Source organism: Clostridioides sp. ES-S-0190-01 (assembly GCF_020658275.1).
Taxonomy (GTDB): domain Bacteria; phylum Bacillota; class Clostridia; order Peptostreptococcales; family Peptostreptococcaceae; genus Clostridioides.
The window spans coordinates 42,807-69,075 of sequence record NZ_JACVWA010000015.1 but is presented as its reverse complement, the minus strand read 5'-3'; the positions used below and the strand labels follow the sequence as shown (position 1 = coordinate 69,075).

Genomic DNA, 26,269 nt, shown 5'->3' with positions numbered 1-26,269 from the left:
ATGAATGAGCCTTTAGTATCGATAATTACTCCTGTATATAATTCAGAAGAGTTTTTATCAGAGACAATAAAGTCAATCCAAAATCAAACTTATAAAAATTGGCAGCTTTTATTAGTGGATGATTGTTCTAAGGACAATTCAAGTGAAATTATAAAAAGTTTTCAAAAAGAAGATGCTAGAATAAAATATATAAAGCTTGAAAAAAATTCTGGAGCTGCAGTATCTAGGAATGTTGGTATTGAAAATGCGGAAGGTAGATTTATTGCATTTGTAGATAGTGATGATTTATGGGAGAGTAAAAAGTTAGAAATTCAGATAGGATATATGTTAAAAGAAAATATCGGGTTTTCTTTTACATCTTATAGATATATGAGACAAGATGGAACAAAAACGAGTAAAGTTGCAAGAGCACCTAAAAAGATTGACTATGAAGGATTACTTAGAAATACTATAATAGGGTGTTCTACTGTAGTCATCGATAAGGATGTCATAGGTGAATTTAGTATGCCTTTAGTAAGAAGAGGACAAGATACTGCAACTTGGTTACAATTACTTAAAAAGGAAAAATATGCATATGGAATTCAAGAAGATTTAGTGAATTATAGGCTAGTTGGGAATTCTATATCAAGCAATAAGATAAAAGCATTAAAACGAACTTGGAATACTTATAGAAATGTTGAAAATTTAAGTTTACCAAAAAGTCTATATGTATTTTGTTTCTATGTTTTTAATGCCATTAAAAAAAGAGTATAAGTTTTATATACTTGGAGGTAAAAAAATGAAAATAGCTATAGCTGGGACTGGATATGTAGGGCTAGTAACAGGTGTTTGTCTAGCAGAGGTAGGCAATGAAAATGTAATTTGTGTTGATATAGATGAACACAAAGTTAAATCGATGCAACTTGGGATAGCACCTATATATGAAGAAGGCCTAGAAGAACTTATGGTTAGAAATTATAAAAAAGGAAGAATAAATTATACTACAGATTATAAAAAAGCTTATGAAGATGTAGATATAATACTAATAGCTGTGGGAACTCCTGAAAGAAGTGATGGTTCAGCTAATTTAGATTATATAAAGGCAGTTGCAAAGCAAATAGCTGAAACTGTAACAAAAGATACTTTAGTAGTAATAAAATCTACAGTACCAATTGGAACAAATGAAGAAATAGAAGATTATATAAATAGAAACTTAAAAAATGATGTGAAAGTTGAACTTGCATCTAATCCAGAGTTTTTATCACAAGGTAGCGCAGTAAGAGATACTTTACATGCTTCAAGAATCGTTATAGGAGTGGAAAGTGAGTGGGCAAGAGAAATACTGGAAGAAATCTATAAACCTTTTAATCAACCTATAATAGTAACTAATAGAAATAGTGCTGAAATGATAAAATATGCATCAAATAATTTTTTAGCACTTAAGATATCTTTTATGAATGATATTGCAAATCTTTGTGAGATAGCAGGAGCTAATGTGGAAGATGTTGCCTTAGGAATGAGTTATGATGATAGAATAGGAAGTAAATTCTTAAAAGCAGGTATAGGTTATGGAGGTTCTTGTTTCCCTAAAGATACAAAAGCTCTTCACTGGTTGTCTGAACATAATGGATATGAGTTAAAAACAGTAAAAGCTGCTATAGAAGTGAATGAAAGCCAAAAACTTAAATTAGTTAGAAAAGCATCTAAACTAGTAGAGAGTTTTCAAGATATGAAAGTTGCTGTTTTAGGACTAACATTTAAGCCAGATACTGATGATATAAGAGAAGCTCCATCTATCCCAAATATAAAATATTTGCTTGAAAGAGGAGCAAAAGTTACTGCATTTGACCCAATAGGAGTTGAAAATACTAAGAAAATATTTGGAGATTCTATACTTTATGCTAAATCTATAGATGATACAATAGAAGATGCAGAGATATGTTTTATAATGACAGAGTGGAAAGATGTCTTAAATTATGATATACATAAGTATAAGGAAAAGATGAAAAATCCTTTAGTTCTAGATGGAAGAAATTGCTACAAGCTTGAAGATATGAAAGAACTAGGTATTGAGTATTATTCGATAGGAAGGTAAATATTATGAAGACTGTTTGTTATTTGGCTGATGGGTCAAATCCTCATACTTTGAAATGGTGTAGTTTTTTTAAAAATAAAGGATATGACATTCATGTAATCTCTTTAAATGGAGGTCACATGGAAGGAATTAAAATATATGATTTTGGTTCTAACGTAGAAGAACTGAAAAATGAAAATATTTCTAAAAAAACAGGATACTTAGGTTCAATAAAACAAATAAAGAAACTAGTAAATGAAATAAAGCCAGATATACTTCATGCACAATATGCAAGTAGCTATGGATTTATAGGGAGTTTACTTGGGTATCATCCATATATTATTTCTGTTTGGGGTACTGATATTTACGATTTCCCAAACAATGGTTTTATACAAAAACAAATTATAAAACATAACTTTAGAAAAGCAGATTATATATTTTCAAATAGTAGAGACATGGCTAAAGAAGCTAATAAATATACAACTAAGCATGTAGATGTAACCTTTTTCGGAGTAGATATGGATAGATTTAAACCTATGGAAGTAGAAAAAGAAGATGCTTTTGTAATAGGAATTATAAAGAGTTTGGAAAAAAAATATGGAATTGAATATTTAGTACAAGCATTTAAGATGTTGAAAGATGAATATAAAGAAAAGAAAATAATTTTAAAAATAGGTGGTTCTGGAAGTCAAATGGATAACTTAGTGAATTTGACTAAGGAATTAGGACTAGAAGAAGATGTTCAATTTTTAGGTAGAATATCTCCAGAGGATGTAAGCAAGACTTTTAATTCTTTTGATGTAACTGTATTTCCTTCTTTGAGAGAGGGTTTTGGTGTAGCTGCAATAGAATCAGAGTCTTGTGAAGTTCCTGTCATTGTTACAAATGTAGGTGGACATCCAGAATCTGTATTGAAAAATGAAACTGGGCTAATTGTAGAGCCAAAGCAACCAGAAGAAATAAAAAATGCTATAATAAAGCTAATGGAAAATGATGAACTTAGACTTAATATGGGTAAAAAAGGGCGTCAGTTTGTTAGAGAAAATTATGAAGTTAATTTAAACTTTAATGATATAGCAAAAATATACGACTCTATATTAGATAAATATAAAAAATAAGAATTGAAAAATACAGCAAAAGATAGATGTTGTTGGCTATGCTTAGGTGCGTAGCTTTTGCTGTTTAATGGAGGGCTTCTAGTTATGCGAGAAAGTATAGATTTAGAGAAAGAAAGCTTTTTTAATAAGCTTTTTAAAAAATATAAATTTAGACAACTAACATTATTAATTCTAGATATTTGTAGCGTGCTAGTAGCATTTCGAATGTCTTTGAGTTTGACAGGAAATTTAGATGTATTAAATGTTAATAATGTAATAATTTCAGTTTGTATATATATTGTACTCCATATAGTATCATTTAGATTGTTTAAGTGTTACAACACATTGTGGAGATATGCAGGAGAAGAAGAAATTATTTCGATTTTTATTGCAACTTTAGCTTATCTAATTCCAGCTTATGTGATAAATAGAATATTGGGACTCGATTATCCTATAATGCTTTATGTATTAAATACGATATTCATTATAATGTTTACAAGTGGAGTGAGAATAGGGTACAGAGCTATAAGAATAGTCATGAATAAAACCTATTCTAGAGGGAAGGTTTCTAACATTCTTATAATTGGAGCAGGAGATGCTGGAGAGATGGTTATACAAGAATTAAAGCGAAATCCAGAACTTAAAAAAGTCGCAGTAGCTATAATCGATGATGATAAAAATAAAATCGGAAGAATAATTCATAATGTAAAGATTGTAGGAACAACTTCAAAGATAAATGATATAGTTGAAGAATATAAAGTAGATGAAATAATTTTTTCTATTGCCAACATAGAAAAACGCAGAAAAAAAGAAATTATTGATATGTGTAAAAATACTAATTGTAAAATAAAGACAATACCAGGGATTTATGAAATTATAGATGGAAAAGTTGACATAAAACAGATTAGAGAGGTAGAAATAGAAGATTTATTGGGTAGAGAGCCTATAAGAACAAATTTAAAAGAGATAAGTAACTACATTGAAGGAAAAGTAATCCTTGTAACTGGAGGAGGAGGCTCAATTGGTTCAGAGCTTTGCAGACAGATTGCAGGATTTAATCCTAAAGAACTTATTATAGTTGATAATTATGAGAATAATGCTTATGCAATACAACAAGAATTGCTTAGAAAATATAAAAATAAGCTGGATTTAAAAGCAATAATAGCTTCAATAAGAGAAGAAAAAAGAATGGATGAAATATTTAATAAATATAAGCCAGAAGTAGTGTTCCATGCAGCAGCTCATAAACATGTTCCTCTTATGGAGTCAAGCCCTGGTGAAGCTATAAAGAATAATATATTTGGAACTTTAAATATAGCAGGTTTATCTTCAAAATATAAAGCTAAGAAGTTTGTCCTTATATCTACAGATAAAGCTGTAAATCCTACAAATATAATGGGAGCTACTAAAAGAGCTGCTGAGATGATTATACAGACAATGAATGATGAAAGTCAGACTGAGTTTGTTGCAGTTAGATTTGGAAATGTACTTGGAAGTAATGGAAGTGTAATTCCACTTTTTAAGAAGCAAATTGAAGATGGAGGACCAGTAACTGTTACACATCCAGATATCATTAGATATTTTATGACGATACCAGAGGCTGTAGGACTTGTTATACAGGCTGGAGCTATGGCTAAAGGTGGAGAAGTATTTGTGCTTGATATGGGAGAGCCTGTAAAAATATTGGATTTAGCAAAAAATTTAATAAAATTTAGTGGGTTTGAACCAGATGTTGATATAAAAATTGAATTTTCTGGTCTTAGACCAGGAGAAAAATTGTATGAAGAACTTCTTATGTCAGAAGAAGGTCTGTTAGATACAGAGCATAAAAAGATTTTTATTGGTAGGCCAATAGATGTTGATAGAGAAGAAATAACAAAATACTTAAAACTTTTAAAAGAAATTACAAACAATGAAGAAACTGAAAAAATAGATAGTGTAATGAGAAAATTAGTACCAACTTACATTAAACCAGAAGATGCTAATATCAAGGAAATTGCAATAACTCGAGATAAGTAGAATATATTTCTAATTTGTAACCAGGGGGAGCAAAAAGAAACAAATAGAGACTAAAAAGAAACAAAAGATTACAAAAAGATTACAAAAAGATTACAAAAAAGGTTGCAATTTATTTTGATGTAAGTTAGAATGTTAATTAGGAATTGGAAACGAAGGAACAAAATGTTAAATTTTCGAAAGGATTAGGTATTTGAGATTATGATGAATATTAAAAATAAAAAACATATATTGAAAAAATTTATAGCGATGGTGTTAATAGCAGGAGTTGTTACAGTGGAGGCGGGAGCAATAACAGCTAGTGCAGCAGAGTTATCTAATTCACCTATGACTGCGACAGTAGATCAATGTGACTTCTTAAACATGAGAAGTGGAGCTAGTGCAAATGATGCAATAGTAGGAAAGATAAACACAGGTGACAAAGTTGAAGTTTTAGAATTACATTCAAATGGATGGATAAAAATAAAAACAGTTGACAATGTTACAGGATGGGTAAATGGAGATTATTTAACTATTGAAGGTGGAAATGTAGACGCAAAGGTACAAAATGTTTTAAACTTAGCATTTAAGCAACAAGGTAAACCATATAGATGGGGAGCAACTGGACCAAACTCTTTTGATTGTTCTGGGTTCACTTCTTATGTTTACAAAAATGGAGCAGGAGTTAATTTGCCAAGAGTATCAAGATCACAAGCAACAGTAGGAAAGAAAGTATCTAGAGCAGAATTAAAAGCAGGAGATTTAGTTTTCTTTGGTTCAGGTGGTTCAATAAATCATGTTGGGTTGTATATAGGAGATTCTAAATTTATACATTCACCACAAACAGGAGATGTAGTAAAAGTTACTAGTATGGCTCCAGGAACTAATTATGCTAGAAGACTTATAACTGCTACACGTGTTTTACAATAATAATAGATTTAATTTACATAGGATTGAATATTAACATTAAATACAGTTATGTTTAATGTTTTACATAGAGAGTGAAGTATTAATTAATATTAAAATAGTGATGAACGTTATAAAAACAGCAAAGAAGATAAATTTCTTTGCTGTTTTTTTTATAATAAATTATTTCATATTATAATCAAATATTAAATATAAATATTAACTATATTATTCAATATTTGACAGATAATATGAATTTTAGATATACTTAGTAAGGAGTATATTGTAGAAAAAAATAAATTTAAGAAATTAAGGGGGATGAAATGAAAAAGATAAGTATATTACTATTATCGTTGGTAATGACACTTACAATGTGTAGTGTAAGTTCATTTGCTGATTCGTCAAATGATAAGGAAATGAGAGCAGCTTGGATATCTACAGTTTATAACTTAGATTGGCCTAAGACTAAAAATAATGAAGCCAAGCAAAAAAAGGAATACACAGACCTATTAGACAAATTAAAAAGTTCAGGGATAAACACAGCAGTGGTTCAAGTAAGACCAAAATCAGATGCTTTATATAAATCAAATATAAATCCATGGTCTGAATATCTTACAGGTACTCAAGGTAAAGACCCTGGATATGACCCATTACCATTTTTAATAGAAGAAGCACACAAAAGAGGAATGGAATTTCACGCATGGTTTAATCCATACAGAATAACTATGGCAGATGAGAGCATAGATAAGTTGCCAGCAAACCATCCAGCAAAGAAAAACCCAAGCTGGGTAGTTAAACATGGAAATAAGTATTACTATGACCCAGGTCTACCAGAAGTTAGAAAGTACATAGTTGATAGTATAGCAGAGGTAGTTCAAAATTATGATATAGATGGTGTTCATTTCGATGATTATTTCTATCCAGGAGTAAGCTTCAATGATACTGCTACATATCAAAAATATGGACAAGGACAAAACAAAGACAATTGGAGAAGAGAAAATGTAAATACTCTACTTAGAGATGTAAAGGCATCTATAAAGAGTATAAAGCCTGAAGTTGTGTTTGGTGTGAGTCCAGCTGGAATATGGAGAAATAAGAGTAGTGACCCAACAGGTTCAGATACATCAGGTAATGAAAGTTATGTAGGTACATATGCAGATACAAGAGCATGGATAAAACAAGGATTAGTTGATTACGTAGTTCCACAACTTTACTGGCCAATTGGTCTTAAAGCTGCAGATTACTCTAAATTAGTAGCATGGTGGGCAAATGAAGTAAAAGGAACAAATGTAGATTTATACATAGGACAAGGTATATATAAGCAAGGGCAATCAAGTTATAATGGGCAAAACATAGCAAAAGAAATAGTTAAGCAAGTAACATTAAATAGAAAATATAGTGAAATAAAGGGTAGTATGTATTTTTCAGCTAAAGATATAGCAAATAGTACATCTATACAAAATGATTTAAAGAGTTTGTACTCTGACAGCAATGAACAGCCAGTGACTCCACCATCTAATGTCAAGGTGGAAAAATTAAGAGGTGCTGAAAGATATGATACAGCAGTTGCAATAAGTAAAAAAGGATGGGCTACAAATTCAGATACAGTAGTATTAGTAAATGGATATTCTATAGTAGATGGTATAACATCAACTCCACTTGCTACTGCAAATGATGCACCTATATTATTAGTAAATAAGGGTGACATACCAACATCTACCAAAAATGAAATAAAAAGACTTAATCCAAGTAAAGTTATCTTAATAGGAGGAAATAATTCTATTGGAGATAAAGTTGAAAGTGAGATAAAAGATACATTATCAAATGTATCAATAAACAGAGTGGGTGGCTCAGATAGATATAGCACATCTCTTTTAATAGCAAAAGAATTAGCTAAGACTAATCCAGTAGACAAACTATATATAACAAGTGGTACAGGTGAAGCAGATTCTCTTTCTATAGCTTCAAAAGCAGGAGAAGAAAAACAGCCAATCGTATTAGTATCAAAAGATAATGTAAGTGATGAAATCTATAACTGGGTATCAGACTTAAATGTAAAAGATGCATACTTTATAGGTGGTAATTTAAGTATATCTGATTCAGTAATAAGTAAATTAGATAAAGTTATTACTAATGATGTATCTAAAAATAGAATAGCTGGAGAAAATAGAGAAGAAACAAATGGAAAAGTAATACAGAAATTCTATCCAAATGTTGAATATTCATCAATATTTGTAAGTAAGAGTAATCAGTTAGTAGATGCATTAACATCAGGACCTTTAGCAGCAAAATTAAAATCACCAGTAGTTATGCTTGGAAATAGTGTAACATCTGCTCAGAAAACTGCTCTAGAGCCTAAAAAGACAAGTCTAGTATATGAAGCTGGAGATGGCATAAATCAAACTGCATTAAACAGTTTATTAAACTTAGTTCAGTAGTAAGAATTTAATAAAGATGCTATATTATAAATTCTATAAAGGCAAATTAAAATAAAAGTATCAAATTGGAAAATGTTAAATTAAAAAGTATTAAATAAAAGTAGAAATTAAAAAAGGAACTATATACATTTTATAATCAAGCATGGATAACAACTTGAAAATAATTATGTAATATAGTTCTTTTTCTATATTTAATCTTATATTTTATAATAATATTTGTATTAAATGTTTTTTAGTGTTATTATTGTTTAAATTCTATATCATTAAATATAAAATCATGTAATATATCTAAAGTATCTGGGTCAAATCTAAGAACCCAACCAGCCTTTCCATATATACCACCTGTACTATGAATTTCATCATCAATAGGGAATTCAAATTGTTTAACATTTAAGTCGCCCATTTTTAAAACTTGAGCTCCTAGAGAAAGTATTGCATTAGGCTTCATATTAGTTTTAACATATGGAAGAACAGCATCTAATAAACCTGGATATTTAGTAACAGGTAAGGTTTCTGTTTTCTTGATTATAGCTTGTATAATCTCTCTTTGTCTTCCATCTCTTGCAAAAGCTGTATCATTATGTCTGATACGTGCAAAAGATAATGCTTGATATCCATTTAAAGTTTGTGCTCCAGATTTTCTAATATATTGTATGCTACCTTTATCATCACTTTTATTCCAACCATAAGTTTCAGGAATAAATTTATTTAATTCACTTATTTCTCCTTTTTCAATTGTAACTTCAACGCCACCAATAGCATCAATTATATACATAAATGATTCGAAATTAACACAAGCATAATTTTGAATATCAACATTAAAGTTCTCTTCAATTGTTTGTATTAATAAATCAGCTTGTCCATAAGCATAGGCATGAGTAAGTTTTTGTTTACCATGACCAGGGATGTCTACATAGCTATCACGAGCTAATGATGTAAGTTTGATATCATTATGTTTGTTATCAATAGTTAATATCATCATAGCATCTGACCTTGAAGAATCTTCATTTGGTCTAGCATCTGTTCCCATAAGTAGTATGTTAGTTATCCCATTTTCATTTTTATGGTCATTATTATCTAATAAATCACTATTTATGCTTGAGTCATGAATAGTAGATAATTTATAATAAAAATATCCATAGACGCTTATAGGGAATATTACTACCAAGAAAGCCAGTAGTATAACAAATTTCTTTAATTTTGACAAAAGTACCCCTTCTTTCTTCTTTTTCCTGTATATTTTTTAATAGCATACACTTAATTATATTAAAGTATTGAGATATATTCAATACTTGTTTCAGTTACAAAAAAAAGACAATGGCATAATTTATAAGAAAATTTGTCAATTTATATATAATTAAAAGTATGTGTAGTATACTCTTTAAAAAATTAATTAAATTTTTAAAGAAAAATAAGATTTATATGTTTTTTTACAATAAAAATAAGTACACACCTATCAATTACAAAATAATTTGCTTCTTGAAAGGCATGCACTTACTGTCAAATTCTGTATATAACTTTTTATTAATATAAATAAATATTTTACTCTTCAACCATAATATCTTCAAATATGAAGTCGTGCATTGCATCTAATTCATATTCTTCAAAAGGAATTACATAGCCTGCACTACCAATTTTTCTACCATTTTCAGTAGAAAGAGGGAATTCCATTGATTTTAAGTCTAAGTTTCCAATACTTAAAAGTTTTGTTCCTAGAGAAATTATTTCATTAGGACTCATATTAGTTTTAACATATGGAAGTATAGTATTAACTAGATTAGGATATTTGGTAACTGGTAAATCCTTAACACCATTTATTAAACTTTGTATAACACTTCTTTGTCTTCTATCTCTCTCATCTGTACTATCATTTTTTCTTATACGAGAAAATGCAAGTGTTTGATATCCATTTAGTTTTTGCTCACCTGAACTTCTTATATACTCAAGAGAGCCTTTGTCAGAATTTTTATGCCATTTATAAGTTTCAGGTATAAATTTGTTTAATTCTCTTATTTCACTCTTATCAACTGTAACAGTAACCCCTCCTAGAGCATCAACTATATCCATAAAAGAGAAAAAGTCAACTACAGCATAATTCTGTATATCGAGTTGGAAATTTTCTTCTATAGTTTCTATTAATAAATTAGCTTGACCATATACATAAGCATGTGTTAATTTTTGCTCTCCATGTCCTGGTATATTAACGTACGTATCTCTATTTAATGATGTTAATTTAAGACTTTTATTTTTATTATCAATAGTTAATATCATCATGGCATCAGAACGAGAAACTTCTTCTCCTGGTCTTGCATCTGTACCTAATAATAATATATTTGTAATATCTTCTTCATTTTTATAGTCATTACTGCTAAGAGCCTCTGTATTTATACTATCATCTTGGATAGTTTTTAATTTAGTAAAAACATATCCGTATACACTGACAGGAAATGCTATGACTAAAAGGGCTAGAAATATAACAAATTTTTTGAGTCCTGACAATAATATCCCCTACTTTCTAAATTTTTTAATTACACATAGTTAATTATATTAAAAAATTGTTACATAAGCAATAAAAAACACAATAAATTAGCATAAGTTTGTCATAATATAATTATTTTTATAATATTTTATAGAAGGAAGTGTGTAGTTATTATTAATTTTCTTGGAATATAATTATATGAAGATTTAAATTTTTATAAATTACTGTATATATTGGAAAAAATATTTTCCTGATTGTAGTTATATCATCTTACAAAAGGTGTAAATTGTAATTTAGAATTTTTGGTGTATAATAGGAATTGAAAATTTAAACTGATAAAAATTAATAAAAAATAATCATAAATTATATAATTTGGGGGAGGAAATGTATGATAAAATTAATAGCAACAGACTTAGATGGAACTTTGTTAGATGAAAAGAGCGAAATAAATCCAGAATTTTATAAAGTATTTAAAAAATTAAGAGAGAGGGGAATAATGTTTTCTGCTGCAAGTGGCAGGCAGTATCAAAATCTTATAAAAAAATTTGAAGATATAAAAGATGATATGATGTTTATCTCAGAGAATGGAACATTAGTAGTATATAAAGGAGAAGAAATATTATCAAATCCTTTGGATAAAGAGTTAGTAAATGAAATCATAGAGACAACAAGAAGTATAAAAGGGAAAAAAATTGTAATGAGTGGTAAAAAATACGCCTATATAGAGAGCAAAGATGAAGCTTTTATAGAAGAAGTTAATACTTACTATGCAAAGTTTAAAATTGTAGATGACTTGACTGAAGTAGAAGGTGATATATTAAAGATAGCTATACATGATTTCAAAGGTGCAGAACATAACAATAGTATCTACTTTGATAAGTTTTCTGATAGAGCTCAAGTATGTATTTCTGGGGTAGAGTGGCTTGACTTAACTGCAAAAGGTGCGAATAAAGGAAGTGCCATAAAAAAAGTACAAAGAATGTTAGATATAAAATATGAAGAAACTATGGTATTTGGTGACCAATTGAATGATGTGGAAATGATGAAGAGTGCTTATCATAGCTATGCCATGGAGAATGCAAATGAGTATTTGAAAGAAATTGCTAGATTTAGAGCAAAAAGAAATACTGAAAATGGTGTTGTAGATAAGATAAAAGAAGTCATAAAAATTGGATAGCCATCTATGATGGTGGTCTAAATGAAAAAGATTATTTTGGCTGGTATAAATGATAAGTTAAAGGAAGCATATAAATTACAGCTTGAAGAAGTATTGGGAGAAATTGCAGAAATAGAAACTAACTAACTATATGATATGTCTGGTGGATATACATTAGCATGGATGACATACTTAGTATTGACTGTAATTATGGTCGATTTGATATTAATAAGTTTAGTTTTAGGAAAAAAGAAAAATATAAATATCAAAGAGAGTTAAATGATACTAATTGAATAAATAAAAAATATCAATGTAATTTTTGATAAAATAAATTTATTTATATAAAAATTACATTGATATTTAATAAACATCAATAAAGATATTTATTTTTTTATGATACTCAGTATTTTGTCCTCTATTTGAGATACATTTTCTGCGGAAATCAAATAAACATATTTACCTGCTTTTTCAACAATAGTACTGTTTGCTATTTCAGAATTGTTTTTTTCTCCATGTCCTTCTCCAAAAGGTGCTTGAATCATGTCTCTTTTATAATTTTCTAGAGTTTTATAGATTTTATTTACATCGTCAGTTTTTATGACAATGATATCTTCTAGATATAATTTTTCAGAAGAATTGATTACAAAACCTTGTGTAATGTCTTCTTCTACATCGTTAAAATAATTAAATTCTTTTGCATCAAAAAATTTTGATTCTTTTATAAGCAAATCAGAAGACTTTAATGCTTTTTCAATTTTTGATGTAGAAACGTTTTTATAATCGCTACTTGAAGAACAACTAACCATTCCAAAGGATAAGATTATTGAAAAAAACAACATTAAAATTTTTTTCATGAGAAACCTCCAAGTTTTTTTAACTCTATCTTAATTTAGTTTACTACATAATTATATAAAAATAAATGTATTTAATGTTACAGTTTTGATTAATAATGTAAGAATTTGATAATAATACCTATTAAGAGGTGATTAAAAATGAGAGTACCAAAACATGTAGGAATTATCCCAGATGGAAACAGAAGATGGGCAAGTCAAAATGGAATGACAAAGGATAGAGGATATGAAAGTGGAATAAATCCTGGACTAGAATCTTATAGATTATGTAGAGATTTAGGTTGTGAAGAAGTAACTTTTTATGGATTTACAACTGATAATACAAGACGTCCATCAGTCCAGACAAAAGCGTTTACAAAAGCATGTATTGATGCAGCAAATATATTGATAGAAGAAGGTGCAGCTTTACTAGTTGTTGGAAACACAAAATCTCCAATGTTCCCAGAAGAATTATTACCATATACAAATCGAATTCAAGCTAAAGATGGACAGATAAGAGCAAATTTACTGGTAAATTATGGGTGGTATTGGGATTTAAATAATATATCAGGAGTAGAAAATGTAAATAAGAATAACATACAGGATTACATACAGTCATTTGATGTGTCAAGACTGGATTTGATAATTAGATGGGGAGGAAGACGCAGATTAAGCGGTTTCTTGCCTGTGCAATCAATTTATGCAGACTTTTATGTTATAGATAATTATTGGCCAGATTTCAAAGGTGATGATATAAAAGATGCCTTTAGTTGGTATGATACACAAGATGTCACTTTAGGCGGATAATTAAGAAATTTCAGTTTTTAGATTGTAGAGTATTTTAAATTATTGAAAAAAAAACTTCTTGGTGGTAAAATAACACTAATAATATGAAAAAATGTAAAAATCTATACCAAGAAGGGTGAAGAAATGTCGAAAAGCAATAATAACAATAATTCAAGAAACAAATCTAAAAATACCAGCTATCTAAATAGAAAAAAAAGAAAAATAAATAAAAAAAAGTTAGTAGTACTGATTTGCTTTACAGCGTTATTTTTATTTATTGCATTTAAGGCTACTCAAGGTGTAGTAGCTTTGGTCAAAGGGATGGATAAAAATAATAAAGCAAATCAACAACAAAAAGTTGACTCAGAACAATTTGACCTTGGTGATGAAAACGAAAATAAAAACAAAAAATATACTGTATTTATAGACCCAGGTCATGGAGGAAATGATAAAGGAACTCAAAGTAAAACTAGTAACAGATATGAAAAAGACCTCACTTTACAAATTTCAAAGAAATTAGCAAATAAATTAGCTAAGCAAAAGGACATTCAAGTAGTTGTATCTAGAACTGATGATACATATGTATCATTAATGGATAGAGTAAACTTAGCAAAAAATAGCTCTGCTGATGTACTTGTTTCTATACACTTAAATGCAGAAAAAAATGGAAATACAGCAACGGGTATAGAAACATGGTATAGAAATAAAGCTACAGATGGCTCAAAAGAATTTGCACAAACAGTTCAAAGTACAATAGCATCTTATGTTAAAGTAAGGGATAGGGGAATAATTGAAAATAATTTTGAAGTACTTAGAGAATCAAATATGCCAGCTATATTAATAGAGTGTGGTTTTTTAACAACGCCTTCAGAAGAGCAAAAAATAATAAATGCGAAATATCAAGAGCAACTTACAGAGGGAATTGTTCAAGGTATACTTTCATATTTGGATTCTAAGGGAAACAAATAATTTAATTATTATCTAAATGTAAAAGTTAAATTAAAAATGCAAAGGTGTGAATTATATTAAAAGTATGATTTCATACTGAAAAGATTATTTAGATTCAAGAACTATGAAACTACAGACTGTTTTATGTATGTCTGTCTTCATAGTTTTTTTTGTCAAAATTAGTTGGTATTTGAAAAAAATAGAGAAATAAAATCGTAGAAATGGAGTTATTTATATGTGATTTTAAGTTAGATTGATTTACTAGCAATTGTGCCTTATAATTAATATATAATATAAAAAAAGTTTGATTGTAAAATAATTTAAAAAATAATATAGGGGAATTTATATGAATAAAAAAAGTATAATGAAAATTTGTTGGTTAAATAAAATAGTTTTTATTATAATTGGTGTTTTGGGAATAGTTTTACTTACGAAGCATATTGGAATAGACATTAAGAGTCAAATTTTGCTTTTATTAATCTTATTTAGCATAAGTATGTTTATTTCATACCTTAAGGTTAAGGCATATGAAGACGAAATTAATTTAGATATTAAAAGTAATTTGGATAAACTTATAAACATCACTAAGGATGATGACTTTTTACAACATATTCAAAGTTATATATTTGCTAATAAGAGAGAAAATTGTGTGTTAGCATGCTTTGATTTATGCAGACTTAAACTTATAAATGAGATATATGGTTATAAGCTAGGGGATGAAGCATTAGACAATATCTCAAACAACTTAAAAAATTATTTTGGAAATGAAGCTATTTATGGAAAGTTAAAAAGCGATGTCTTTTTATTAATAATAAAACTTGAAGATAGAGATGAAAAGATTCCTAATTTGGCAAACCTTATTAAAAATAAAATTGTGACCTTGAGTCAGATAGATAGTTTTAAAATGAATATAAACATTGAAGCTTCTATTGGTATTTATAAATTTAATAATGATGAAATTGACATAAAAAAAGCCATAGATAATGCTGATATGGCAAGAATTAAATCAAAAGGATTAAAGCATATAGAATATGTTGAATTTGATGATGCTATGGAAAAAGAAATAAAATCACTTATGAAAATAGAACAAGATTTATTTTTAGCTATTAAAAACAAAGAGTTCATAATTCACTACCAACCTAAATTTGATTCAAGTACAAATAAAATTATAGGTTCAGAAGCATTAATAAGATGGATTCATCCAACCTTAGGTATGGTTGCTCCAAATAATTTTATACCTATAGCTGAGAAAAGTGGTTTGATAAATAATATTGGTAGATGGGTGATTGAAGAAGTTTTTATTACTATTGATAAATGGATTTCAGAAGGGATAAATGTTTTACCAGTTTCAATAAATTTATCTAGAGTAGAACTTTATAAGAATGATTTAGTAGATTTTTTTAAGTCGATGTTTGATACATATAATGTTCCTAGAAAACTTGTAGAAATAGAAATAACAGAAACAACAGCTTTAAATGATGTAAAATTTATTAGTGAGAGACTTTATGAAATTAAATCTTTAGGTATGAATATATCATTGGATGACTTTGGCATAGGGAACTCAAATTTTATCAATCTTAAGGGGATACCAGTAGATGTTATAAAAATTGATAGGTCACTTATATTAGATATAGTAACCAACTCAAAAACAAAGGTTATGATAAAAGCCATTGTTAATCTTTCGCACGATTTAAATCTAGCTGTTATATGTGAAGGTGTAGAGGATATGGAACAAGTTAAAGTTTTAAATAATATGGGATGTAATTTTATACAAGGTTATGTATTTTCTAAGCCAATAGATGAATGTAGTTACAAGGAACTTCTTACTGGAAGAAGTAATATAAGTTTAGAAGAGAGTCTTTTGAAAGAATATATGGCAGTTGAGGAGGTGGAATAATGATTTCAGAAGACGTAGATTATGCAATAAGAATTGTAAGAGCTATATTTAATAATGGAGAAAATAATCCAATAGATGTCAAAACAATATTAAAGAATGAAGATATACCAATATTAACACTATATAAACTACTTAGAAAACTTTGTGCAAATAATTTACTTACTTTTAATAAAGAAGATGGAAAGAAATACATGTTAAATGTATCATTGGATACAATAAGTTTGAGAACAATTGTAGAAATAATTGATGGGAAAATATATATAAATAAATGTACTAGATATGTATCTAATTGTAGTAATTGTTTAAAAGGTTGCAAGGTAAATCAGGAATTACTAGAGATAGAAAAAGAAATCTATAAACTTTTATCAAGAAAATCTATAAGACAGATATTAGAATAATAAATTTTTAGCTTAGCTAATAGTTGGAGGTTTTCAGTTATGGATGATATATCTCAAGATAATTTTCTATTATCTAAAGAGTATGAGAATAGTTTAGATGTAGATACTAAAAAAGCAGGTGGAATATACTATACACCTAAAATCATTGTCGATTATATTGTTAAAAAAACCTTGAGAAATCACGATATAATTAAAAATCCATATCCGAGAATTCTTGACATATCTTGTGGATGTGGGAACTTTCTTTTAGAAGTATATGATATTTTATATGACTTATTTGAAAAAAATATTTATGAATTAAAAAATAAATATGATGAAAATTATTGGCAGATTGATAATATACACAATCATATATTGAACTATTGTATATATGGTGCTGATATCGATGAAAATGCTATAAATATACTAAAGGATAGCTTAAAAAACAAAAAGACAACGAATGATTTAGAAGATGAAGGTATTAAAATCAACCTATTTTGTTGTGATAGTCTAAAGAAAAACTGGCGATATAAGTTTGATTACATAGTTGGTAATCCTCCGTATATTGGACATAAAAAACTTGAAAAAAAATATAAAAAATTTCTTTTAGAAAAGTACAGTGAAGTTTATAAAGATAAAGCTGACTTATATTTTTGTTTTTATAAAAAGATTATAGATATCTTAAAATGTGGAGGAACTGGAAGTGTTATAACGCCGAGATATTTCTTAGAAAGTTTGTCAGGAAAAGATTTGAGAGATTATATTAAGTCAAATGTTAATATTAAAGAAATAGTAGATTTTTTGGGTGCAAATATATTTAAAAATATAGGTGTTTCTAGTTGTATTCTTACTTTTAATAAAAAAAAATTGAATGATACGCCTATAGATATATTTAGAATAAAGAATGAAGATGTATCTATAAATAAATTTGAAACACTAGAAGAACTTTTAAATAGTAGTAAATTTGAATATTTTAATATAAATCAAAACTTGCTTTCTGATGAATGGATAATTGTAAATAAGGATAATGAATCTTTTTATAATAAAATACAAGAAAAAGGTAAATATAGCCTAGAAGACATAGCTGTAAGCTTTCAAGGCATAATTACAGGATGTGATAAGGCTTTTATTTTAAGTGAAGGGGATTTAAAATTAAATTTTGTAGATGAGAAGCTTTTAAAAGATTGGATAAAAAGCAAAAATATAAACAAGTATGTAGTAGAGAAAAGTAAATATAAGTTAATATACTCAAATGATATAGATGACGAGGTTAAAAACAAAAAAATACTTGATGAAATTATAGGTGTGTATAAGACTAAATTAGAAAACAGAAGAGAATGTAAAAGTGGAATAAGAAAGTGGTATGAGCTTCAATGGGGTAGAGAAAAGCTTTTTTTCGAAAGAAAAAAGATAATGTATCCATATAAATCCAAAGAAAATAGGTTTGCTATAGATTATGATAATAATTTTTCAAGTGCAGATGTATATTCTTTTTTCATAAAAGATGAGTATTTAGATAAATTTTCATATGAATATTTAGTTGGAATTTTAAATTCTAGTGTATATGATAAATACTTTAAAATAACAGCTAAAAAAATGAGTAAAAATATATATGATTATTATCCTAATAAGGTTATGAAGATAAGAATTTTTAGAGATAATAATTATGAAGCAATAGAGGATTTATCAAAACAAATAATATCAATTTTATTAAATGAAACAATAGACAAAGACAGAGTAGAAAAATTGCAGATAAAAATAGATAAATTAGTAATAGATTCTTTGGGAATATAAATAAGTATGGATATGAAAAAATATGTTGAATGTTAATAATTTATCTAAATTGATAAAGAAAAAGTTAACCATATAAAAAATATTAAAAATATATACTTTTGAATATTTTTTTGATAAAATAAAAATAAATTTGTACAATTTTATTTTTCTCCAATAGCTAAAAGTAGTTTTTTGAATTAATATTTGCTGAGGAATATAAATTAGGAACGCTTTAAATAGTAGGTGATAATATGAAAGGATTAGTTTTAGAAGGTGGAGGAACAAAAGGAGCTTATCAAATAGGTGCGTATAAAGCTTTAAGAGAACTTGGTATAGAATTTCAAGGAGTAACAGGAACATCAATTGGGGCTTTGAATGGAGCATATATAATTCAAAACGATATTGAGGTAATGGAAGATATATGGCTAAACTATGATTATACTCATTTTATGAATATTGACAAAGAAAGCTATGAGAGATTTAAAAATGTAGATTTTACTACGAAAAATATCAATGCAGTTTTTGAACTTATAAATAAAGCCAGAAAAAATGAAGGTATAGATATAAGCCCATTAAGACACTTGATGGAAACTACATTAAATGAAGATATAATAAGAAAATCAAAAAAAGACTTTGGACTTGTTACGGTTTGGTGGGATAAAAAAATTAATCCTCATCCATTGTATATAGAAGATATGCCACAAGGTAGATTGGTTGATTATTTAATTGCTAGTTCTAGTTTGCCTATTTTCCAAACAAATGTAATGGATGATAAATTGTATTTGGATGGAATGTTTTGTGATAATATGCCAATAGGGCTTTTAGAAGATAAAGGATATGAAGATGTTGTTGTAATTAGGTTAATTGATGATTTTCTTGGAAAAATGAACCTAAATAAACATCAAAATATAAATATAAAAACCATAATACCATCAGAATATTTAGGCGGTTCTCTTAATAAAGATAGAGATAATGTAGAAAAAAATATTCGATTAGGATATTTAGATACCATGAAAGCTTATGAAAGATGCGATGGTATTAAGTATTACTTTGATGTAGAGTATAAGTATGATGAAGAGTATTGTTTTGATAGATTTAGAAGAATGAGTAATGAAACAATACAATGTATTTGTAACTTATTGAATATAAAAAGAGATGTTTCGCTTAGAACTGTTATGGAAAATGTAATACCAAAGCTTGGTGAGACACTTGGTTTACCCAAAAATTTTTCATATAAAGATTTATTTTACTGTGTATATGAGAAAAAACTTGAAGAAAATAGTATAAATAGGGTAAAATTATATGATTTTAATAAGGTTATAGATGTTGTAAATACAAATATTGATTCTAATAAGAATTTAGCATCAAATTTTGAAATTAGACCTAAAATCAGTATTAAAAAGAACAAAAACACAAAATTATTGACAAATTGTATTATAAAAGACTTAAAAAGTCAAAGTTAAATAAAAAACAAAAAAAAATTTGTAATTATACTCGAAAAAAGTGTATATTAGTAGTATAATATTTTTGTAGCACTAGTGGGAACAAAAAATGACCATAGGACAAAAAAGTACCACTAAGTGCCATTAAAGTAAAAAATAGGAAAACAATTTTAAAAAATATAAAATGTTAGGTTTATAGGAGGATTTAAAAAATGGAAAAAGTAGTTAGTATCAAAAATGCAAGTGGATTACATGCTAGACCAGCAGGAATGTTTGTTAAGAAGGCTGCTGAGTTTAAATCAACAGTAGAAGTTGTGGCAAAAGACAAAACTGTAAATGCAAAATCAATCATGGGAATAATGAGTTTAGGTTTAGCTCAAGGAGAAGAATTAAAATTAGTTGTAAATGGAGAAGATGAAGAAGTAGCTTTAGCAGCAATGGTTGAATTAGTTGAAAGTGGATTTGGAGAGTAGATATAATAATTTCTAAAAATTTGGTATTTATAATCTAATCATTGCTTAGAGTAAAAGTAACAGAGAAACATTAAAAATATACAGACAAAAGTTTGTAAATATTTAGTTTCTTTGTTACTTTCATGTTTATTTAATCAGAAGATTAAGATTATTATTAATTGGGTATGAAAATATAAATATTTTAAATGATGAAATAAGTAAGATATTTTTAATTATAAATTTGGAATCAAAATACAGAAGATATTTTTAGGAGGTAGGGTTATGGCTTACAAAGGAATAGGAGCTTCTCCTGGTATTGCTTTAGGGAAAGCGTTAGTAGTTGAGCATAGTGAGTTAGTAATTGAGAAAAAAACTATAGATAATGTTGAAGCGGAAGTTGCTAAATTAGAAAATGCAGTTGTAGTTTCTAAAGAAGAATTAATAAAAGTTAAGGAAAAAGCTTCTCAAGAATTAGGAGAAGAAGAGGCAGAAATATTTGAAGCACATTTATTAGTTTTAGAAGACCCAGAGTTAATTGGTTCTGCAATTGATAAAATCAAAACTGAAAATGTAAATGCAGAATATGCTTTAAATGAAATAAAAGAAATGTTTGTTAGTATGTTTGAGTCTATGGACAATGAATATATGAAAGAAAGAGCAGCAGACATAAAGGACGTTACAAATAGAATACTTAGACATATACTAGGAATCAAAGTTGTTGATTTATCTGCTTTAAGTGAAGAAGTAGTATTAATAGCACATGATTTAACTCCATCAGATACAGCAACTATGAACAAAAAAATGGTTTTAGGATTTTTAACTGACATAGGTGGAAGAACTTCTCATACAGCTATAATGTCTAGAACTTTAGAAATCGCTGCAATCGTTGGACTAAGTGATATAACTTCAAATGTTAAAGATGGAGATTTTGTAGTTTTCAATGGAGATACTGGTGAAGTAATCGTTAATCCAGATGAAGAAACTATAAGCAAATACACTGAGTTAAAAGCTAAGTATGAAGAGGAAAGAAAAGCATTACAATTATTAAAAGGAAAGCAATCAGTAACTCTTGATGGGAAACACGTTGAATTAGCTGGTAATATAGGAACTCCTAATGATATAGAAGGTCTAATAAAGAATGATGCTGAAGGTGTTGGTCTTTATAGAACAGAATTTTTATATATGGATAGAGATTCTTTCCCAACTGAGGAAATACAATATGAAGCTTATAAAGCTGTATTAGAAGGAATGGAAGGTAAACCTATAGTTATAAGAACATTAGATATAGGTGGAGATAAAGAGTTAAGTTACTTGACTATGGAACCTGAAATGAATCCATTTTTAGGTTACAGAGCAATAAGACTTTGTTTAGATAGAACAGATATATTTAAGACTCAATTAAGAGCTTTATATAGAGCAAGTGTTCATGGAAGATTGAGAATAATGTTCCCTATGATTTCATCTTTAGAAGAATTATTACAAGCTAAAGAAGTTGTAAAAGAAGTTTTAGCAGAACTTGATTCTGAAGGTATAGCTTATGCTAAAGATGTAGAAATCGGTATGATGATAGAAGTGCCATCTGCTGCTGTAATATCTGATATACTTGCTAAACATGTAGATTTCTTCTCAATAGGAACTAATGATTTAATACAATATACTTGTGCAGTTGATAGAATGAATCAAAAGATAAGCTATCTTTACAATCAATTTAATCCAGCTGTTTTAAGACTTGTAAAGACAGTTATAGATAATGCACATAAAGAAGGTAAATGGGCAGGTATGTGTGGAGAATCTGCTGGAGACCAAAAAATGATACCAATACTTTTAGGTATGGGATTAGACGAGTTTTCTATGTCTCCAATATCAATACTTCCTGCTAGAAAATTAATAACTTCAGTTAAAGAAGCGGATATGAAAAAATTAGCTGATGAAGTACTTAATATGGGTACTGCGGAAGAAATAAAAAGATATATTGAAACAACTTTTAACATGTAATTTATAAAATATATAATATGTAATTTACAAACTTATATTATATAAAATATCCATGTAGATATGTTATAAATAATATGAATAACTCAATAAGTAAAGAAAAGCCATAGTTTATTTTATACGCTATGGCTTTTTTATTATTATAAATTAAAATTTATAATACTTTAATTATAGTTTGTGTTTTTTGTAGACTTATTTTTTAGGTAATTGCACCTGAATATGTATTAATGTTATGTGGATGTACTTTTGAAATATGGTAATATATATTAAGGGTGAATGGTTTAAAGAGTATATATTTAACCTCCTATGGCGAAATTCCTCTTCCTCGTCATAGGAGATGGAGGATGTAAGCCTAACCGATAGGTTATTTATTTTACTTGATTTTCAAAAAATGTATTGTATTATAAAATCAGTAGTAAAAACTGAAAGGAAGTAACTACAATGAAATTAGATAGTAATAATCATTAAGTATTTTTGTTACACTATCACTTAGTTATGTGTATAAAATATAGAAGAAAAGTAATAGATAACTCTATATCAGATAGACTAAAAGATATATTTGTAGATATCTCCCCAAATTATGGAGTGGAGTTGCTAGAATGGAATCATGATATTGACCATGTGCACTTGTTATTCAAAGCAAAACCAAATACAGAGATATCTAAACTCCTAAATGCTTATAAATCAGCATCAAGTAGAAGAATAAAGAATGAATTTCCAAGTATTCGTAAGTCCTTATGGAAAGAATACTTTTGGAGCAAAAGTTATTGTCTAGTAACAACTGGTGGAGCTCCATTGGATGTTGTAAAACAATACATAGAAAATCAAGGAAAGTAGGGATAATATGCTAAGAGCATATAAATATAGATTATATCCAAATAGCGAACAAAAAGAATATTTTGCTAAAACTTTTGGATGTAGCAGACTTATATATAATCTTATGTTATCCGATAGGATTAAAGCATATGAGGAAAACAAGGACTTAGATATTAAAAAAATAAAATATCCTACACCTGCACATTACAAAAAGGAATATGAGTTCCTAAAAGAAGTTGATAGTTTAGCACTAGCAAATGAACAAATGAATTTAGATAAAGCCTATAAAAACTTTTTTAGAGATAAATCAGTAGGTTTTCCTAAATTCAAATCTAAGAAAATAAACTATCATAGTTATACTACTAACAACCAAAAAGGTACTGTAAGGATTGAAAATGGATATATAAAATTACCTAAACTAAAATCGATGGTTAGGATAAAACAACATAGAATGTTTGATGGAGAAATAAAGAGTTGTACTATATCGAGAACACCAGGTAATAGATATTATATTTCTATATTAGCAGAAACTGAAATAGAGAAACTAAAAACTATTGATAAGAAAATAGGTGTAGATGTTGGATTGAAAGAATTTGCAATATGTAGCGATGGATTTAGAGTAGATAATCCTAAACACTTTAGAAAATCAGAGAAAAGATTAACTAAACTACAAAAGGACTTATCAAGAAAACAAAAAGGAAGCAATAATAGATATAAAGCAAGATTGAAGGTTGCATCAAAAGATATCAGACCAAAGAGCAGATTTCCTAAATAAGTTATCAACTAAACTAATACACGAAAACCAAGTTATAGTTATTGAGGACTTGAAGGTAAAGAATATGGTGAAAAATCATAAGTTAGCGAAAGCTATAAGCGAAGCAAGTTGGTCGGAGTTCAGAAGAATGTTAGAATATAAAGCTAATTGGTATGGTAGAGAAATAATAGTAGCAGATAAGAATTTCGCATCTAGTCAATTATGTTCTAAATGTGGATATAAAAATCCATTAGTGAAGAACTTAGGACTAAGAGAATGGGAATGTCCAGAGTGTGGAGCATTCCACGATAGAGATATCAATGCAAGTATCAATCTACTAAACTTAGCCATATAAATGGTAATCATAAGGGTTAGGAACTAGCCCAATAGCTTGGAGATACTGATAACAATAGTTATCTTGACCAAGAAGCCACCACTTCAAACATTACCGTAGGTAGTTAAGTGGATGGTAGTTCACTGATACTAGATTTGAAATGAATTTACCAGATTATATTAATAGCGATACAATTGTATATATAGAAAAAATGGATTTAGGAGAAGAAGAAGAAAAAGATAAAAGAAGTTATAATGTAATATTTGCCAATGATGGGGTAGAAAAAGCTGGTGGGAAGTTAGGTTTTTCTGATATTAATATTGATGTTATAAATGATGGTGGAGTGTGGAAAGTATCTGGATTTACGAAATAAATTTAAACTTAAAATTATTAATGTTAAAATTTGATATTGTATTGAAAAATAATTAAAAGTATTTAATAATAGAATTAAGGGTAAAATAAATTAAGAACTTAAGATATTGAATATGAATGTATAATTCTAATGTGATATCCAGATAAATCCTGAATTTAATTTGAGTTTTAATATATATGGTCTAAGGTTTGATTATTAAAGATTTAATTGTAAGTGTTACAGTTGATGATATTGATGTAGAGATTAAAGTTTAGAGTAGAAAGTGCACCTTAAATTTTAAAATGTAAATTTAAAAATGTAAGCTAGTACAATCTAAAAATTATAATCACTCAATAGATTCAGGGATTTATTTGTTTATTATAAATAAGTGGGAGTAGATTTTTCTACTCCCACTTTGTATATTATTATTTAATCAAAAATTATCACATTAAAATCCTAAGATTAGTTGATATTTCCTGCTTTATTAGCAAATAACTCCTTAATAATATTGTTTCTAGTAGCTAAATCTCCATTAGAATTATTTGTTTTTTTCATAATTACAGAATAACGCTTTTTATTTATAAAAAATATTAAAATCTTATCATCATCAAAGTTGTATTCTTTGTATCTATCAATAGATTCATAACCTAAATTTAAGATGTTTTTATCTTTTATGCTATCTACATCCAAAACATATGATGGGTCAGCCTTTAGTAATATATTAATTAAACATTTTTCTTCACCAGCACAAAATAAATCAACCTTATTTGATATAGACTTAGATTGTTCTGAAGTTATTTTTACAGGAATAAGATTACTATTGCTATCTCTTAAAAGAGAACCATATGTGTCTTGTTGATATACTAAATTAACTTTTTTCTTAGGAACACTTACCATCTTATCCAAATGTACATAATGATGATTTTCAACAAAGCCTTCATTTAATATTTCAACAAAGTTGTCAATTTTACCTAAACAAAAAGATTCTATAGATTCTTTACAGAATTTATTTGTAAATGGTATAATGTTTACGTTTTCCTCGTCTATATTCCATGCTATAGCATAATCCAATGAATATACTTCTTCCTCTATATCTGCAAAATTATATTGTACTATGTTTCCTTTCAAAATTACTCGACCTCCATCTTATAATATATTTAATATACTTTATAAAACTTATATTATACTTAAATAATATCATAAATTAAATGAATATGATATAGTAAATGATGAAAAAATTGAAAAAAATAACTATAAATGAGTATTAAATATAAATAGTATATACTAATGGGATGAAAAATGTCCACTATTAACTTTATTACCCCGCATGTTTATAATTAAATTATTAATATAAAATAGAATCTATCGACAATGAATGGACTTTTAAAAGAA

General features: G+C 27.7%; 22 protein-coding genes and 1 pseudogene. 19 read left to right on the top strand and 4 right to left on the bottom strand.

Features of this window, described 5'->3' with window-relative positions:
* The 6 genes from IC214_RS03900 to IC214_RS03875 all read left to right on the top strand — a co-directional run bounded on the left by IC214_RS03900 (position 1) and on the right by IC214_RS03875 (position 8,489).
* On the top strand, positions 1–753 hold the full coding sequence (locus tag IC214_RS03900; protein WP_227482121.1) for a glycosyltransferase family 2 protein: 753 nt from the start codon (positions 1–3) through the stop codon (positions 751–753).
* Positions 707–2,074, top strand: a complete 1,368-nt coding sequence (locus IC214_RS03895; RefSeq protein WP_413926633.1) for a UDP-glucose dehydrogenase family protein — start codon at positions 707–709, stop codon at positions 2,072–2,074. The genes IC214_RS03900 and IC214_RS03895 overlap by 47 nt, the downstream gene beginning before the upstream one ends.
* A gap of 5 nt (positions 2,075–2,079) precedes the next feature.
* The gene (locus IC214_RS03890; RefSeq protein ID WP_227434463.1) at positions 2,080–3,171 is read left to right on the top strand and encodes a glycosyltransferase family 4 protein; all 1,092 of its coding nucleotides are present in this window, start codon (positions 2,080–2,082) and stop codon (positions 3,169–3,171) included.
* A gap of 84 nt (positions 3,172–3,255) precedes the next feature.
* Positions 3,256–5,169, top strand: coding sequence for a nucleoside-diphosphate sugar epimerase/dehydratase (locus IC214_RS03885; RefSeq protein WP_227866237.1), 1,914 nt, complete (start codon positions 3,256–3,258; stop codon positions 5,167–5,169).
* Between the two features lie 198 nt (positions 5,170–5,367).
* Positions 5,368–6,075, top strand: coding sequence for an SH3 domain-containing C40 family peptidase (locus IC214_RS03880; RefSeq protein ID WP_227482123.1), 708 nt, complete (start codon positions 5,368–5,370; stop codon positions 6,073–6,075).
* A 299-nt stretch (positions 6,076–6,374) separates the two neighbouring features.
* Complete coding sequence (locus IC214_RS03875) at positions 6,375–8,489, top strand: cell wall-binding glycosyl-hydrolase Cwp19 (RefSeq protein ID WP_227482124.1); 2,115 nt, start codon at positions 6,375–6,377, stop codon at positions 8,487–8,489.
* A gap of 241 nt (positions 8,490–8,730) precedes the next feature.
* On the opposite strand, the gene IC214_RS03870 is transcribed toward IC214_RS03875, so the two are convergent.
* Both IC214_RS03870 and IC214_RS03865 read right to left on the bottom strand, forming a co-directional pair.
* Positions 8,731–9,696: an LCP family protein gene (locus IC214_RS03870; protein ID WP_227830829.1), complete on the bottom strand. Its 966-nt coding sequence runs from the start codon at positions 9,694–9,696 to the stop codon at positions 8,731–8,733.
* Between the two features lie 335 nt (positions 9,697–10,031).
* On the bottom strand, positions 10,032–10,988 hold the full coding sequence (locus tag IC214_RS03865) for an LCP family protein (RefSeq protein ID WP_227434468.1): 957 nt from the start codon (positions 10,986–10,988) through the stop codon (positions 10,032–10,034).
* A gap of 368 nt (positions 10,989–11,356) precedes the next feature.
* Between IC214_RS03865 and IC214_RS03860 the strand changes: the two genes are divergently transcribed.
* Together IC214_RS03860 and IC214_RS20790 are read left to right on the top strand one after the other, a co-directional pair.
* Positions 11,357–12,145, top strand: a complete 789-nt coding sequence (locus IC214_RS03860; protein WP_227434469.1) for an HAD family hydrolase — start codon at positions 11,357–11,359, stop codon at positions 12,143–12,145.
* A gap of 135 nt (positions 12,146–12,280) precedes the next feature.
* A complete protein-coding gene (locus tag IC214_RS20790; protein WP_255613120.1) occupies positions 12,281–12,403 on the top strand; it encodes a hypothetical protein in 123 nt (40 codons plus the stop codon).
* A gap of 104 nt (positions 12,404–12,507) precedes the next feature.
* Here IC214_RS20790 and IC214_RS03855 read toward each other — a convergent pair whose 3' ends face one another.
* The gene (locus tag IC214_RS03855) at positions 12,508–12,978 is read right to left on the bottom strand and encodes a DUF4358 domain-containing protein (RefSeq protein ID WP_227434470.1); all 471 of its coding nucleotides are present in this window, start codon (positions 12,976–12,978) and stop codon (positions 12,508–12,510) included.
* Positions 12,979–13,116: 138 nt separating this feature from the next.
* Between IC214_RS03855 and IC214_RS03850 the strand changes: the two genes are divergently transcribed.
* From IC214_RS03850 to IC214_RS03800, 11 genes and pseudogenes are all read left to right on the top strand, one after another.
* Positions 13,117–13,761, top strand: a complete 645-nt coding sequence (locus IC214_RS03850; protein WP_227482127.1) for an undecaprenyl diphosphate synthase family protein — start codon at positions 13,117–13,119, stop codon at positions 13,759–13,761.
* A 123-nt stretch (positions 13,762–13,884) separates the two neighbouring features.
* Positions 13,885–14,709 carry an N-acetylmuramoyl-L-alanine amidase gene (locus IC214_RS03845; protein ID WP_227434472.1) on the top strand — a complete coding sequence of 275 codons (825 nt, stop codon included), beginning with the start codon at positions 13,885–13,887 and terminating at the stop codon, positions 14,707–14,709.
* Positions 14,710–15,034: 325 nt separating this feature from the next.
* Positions 15,035–16,585 carry a GGDEF domain-containing phosphodiesterase gene (locus tag IC214_RS03840; protein WP_227482128.1) on the top strand — a complete coding sequence of 517 codons (1,551 nt, stop codon included), beginning with the start codon at positions 15,035–15,037 and terminating at the stop codon, positions 16,583–16,585.
* Positions 16,585–16,983: an RrF2 family transcriptional regulator gene (locus IC214_RS03835; RefSeq protein WP_227434474.1), complete on the top strand. Its 399-nt coding sequence runs from the start codon at positions 16,585–16,587 to the stop codon at positions 16,981–16,983. Before IC214_RS03840 ends, IC214_RS03835 begins: the two co-directional genes overlap by 1 nt.
* A gap of 39 nt (positions 16,984–17,022) precedes the next feature.
* Positions 17,023–18,756, top strand: a complete 1,734-nt coding sequence (locus IC214_RS03830; protein WP_227434475.1) for an Eco57I restriction-modification methylase domain-containing protein — start codon at positions 17,023–17,025, stop codon at positions 18,754–18,756.
* Positions 18,757–18,986: 230 nt separating this feature from the next.
* Positions 18,987–20,198 (top strand): patatin-like phospholipase family protein, encoded by a 1,212-nt coding sequence (locus IC214_RS03825; RefSeq protein ID WP_227434476.1) that lies wholly within the window; start codon positions 18,987–18,989, stop codon positions 20,196–20,198.
* A gap of 191 nt (positions 20,199–20,389) precedes the next feature.
* On the top strand, positions 20,390–20,650 hold the full coding sequence (locus tag IC214_RS03820; RefSeq protein ID WP_003422895.1) for an HPr family phosphocarrier protein: 261 nt from the start codon (positions 20,390–20,392) through the stop codon (positions 20,648–20,650).
* Positions 20,651–20,911: 261 nt separating this feature from the next.
* A complete protein-coding gene (gene ptsP / locus IC214_RS03815; protein ID WP_227866236.1) occupies positions 20,912–22,624 on the top strand; it encodes a phosphoenolpyruvate--protein phosphotransferase in 1,713 nt (570 codons plus the stop codon).
* Positions 22,625–23,095: 471 nt separating this feature from the next.
* Positions 23,096–23,458: an IS200/IS605 family transposase gene (gene tnpA, locus IC214_RS03810; RefSeq protein ID WP_227835271.1), complete on the top strand. Its 363-nt coding sequence runs from the start codon at positions 23,096–23,098 to the stop codon at positions 23,456–23,458.
* A gap of 7 nt (positions 23,459–23,465) precedes the next feature.
* A pseudogene (tnpB, locus tag IC214_RS03805) lies at positions 23,466–24,546 on the top strand (IS200/IS605 family element RNA-guided endonuclease TnpB).
* 139 nt (positions 24,547–24,685) lie between these two features.
* Positions 24,686–24,898 (top strand): hypothetical protein, encoded by a 213-nt coding sequence (locus IC214_RS03800; RefSeq protein ID WP_227434479.1) that lies wholly within the window; start codon positions 24,686–24,688, stop codon positions 24,896–24,898.
* 441 nt (positions 24,899–25,339) lie between these two features.
* Here the strand turns inward: IC214_RS03800 and IC214_RS03795 are convergent, their stop codons facing one another.
* Entirely contained in the window at positions 25,340–26,005 is a 666-nt protein-coding gene (locus IC214_RS03795) for a hypothetical protein (protein WP_227866235.1), read from the bottom strand.
* Positions 26,006–26,269: the final 264 nt, after the last annotated feature.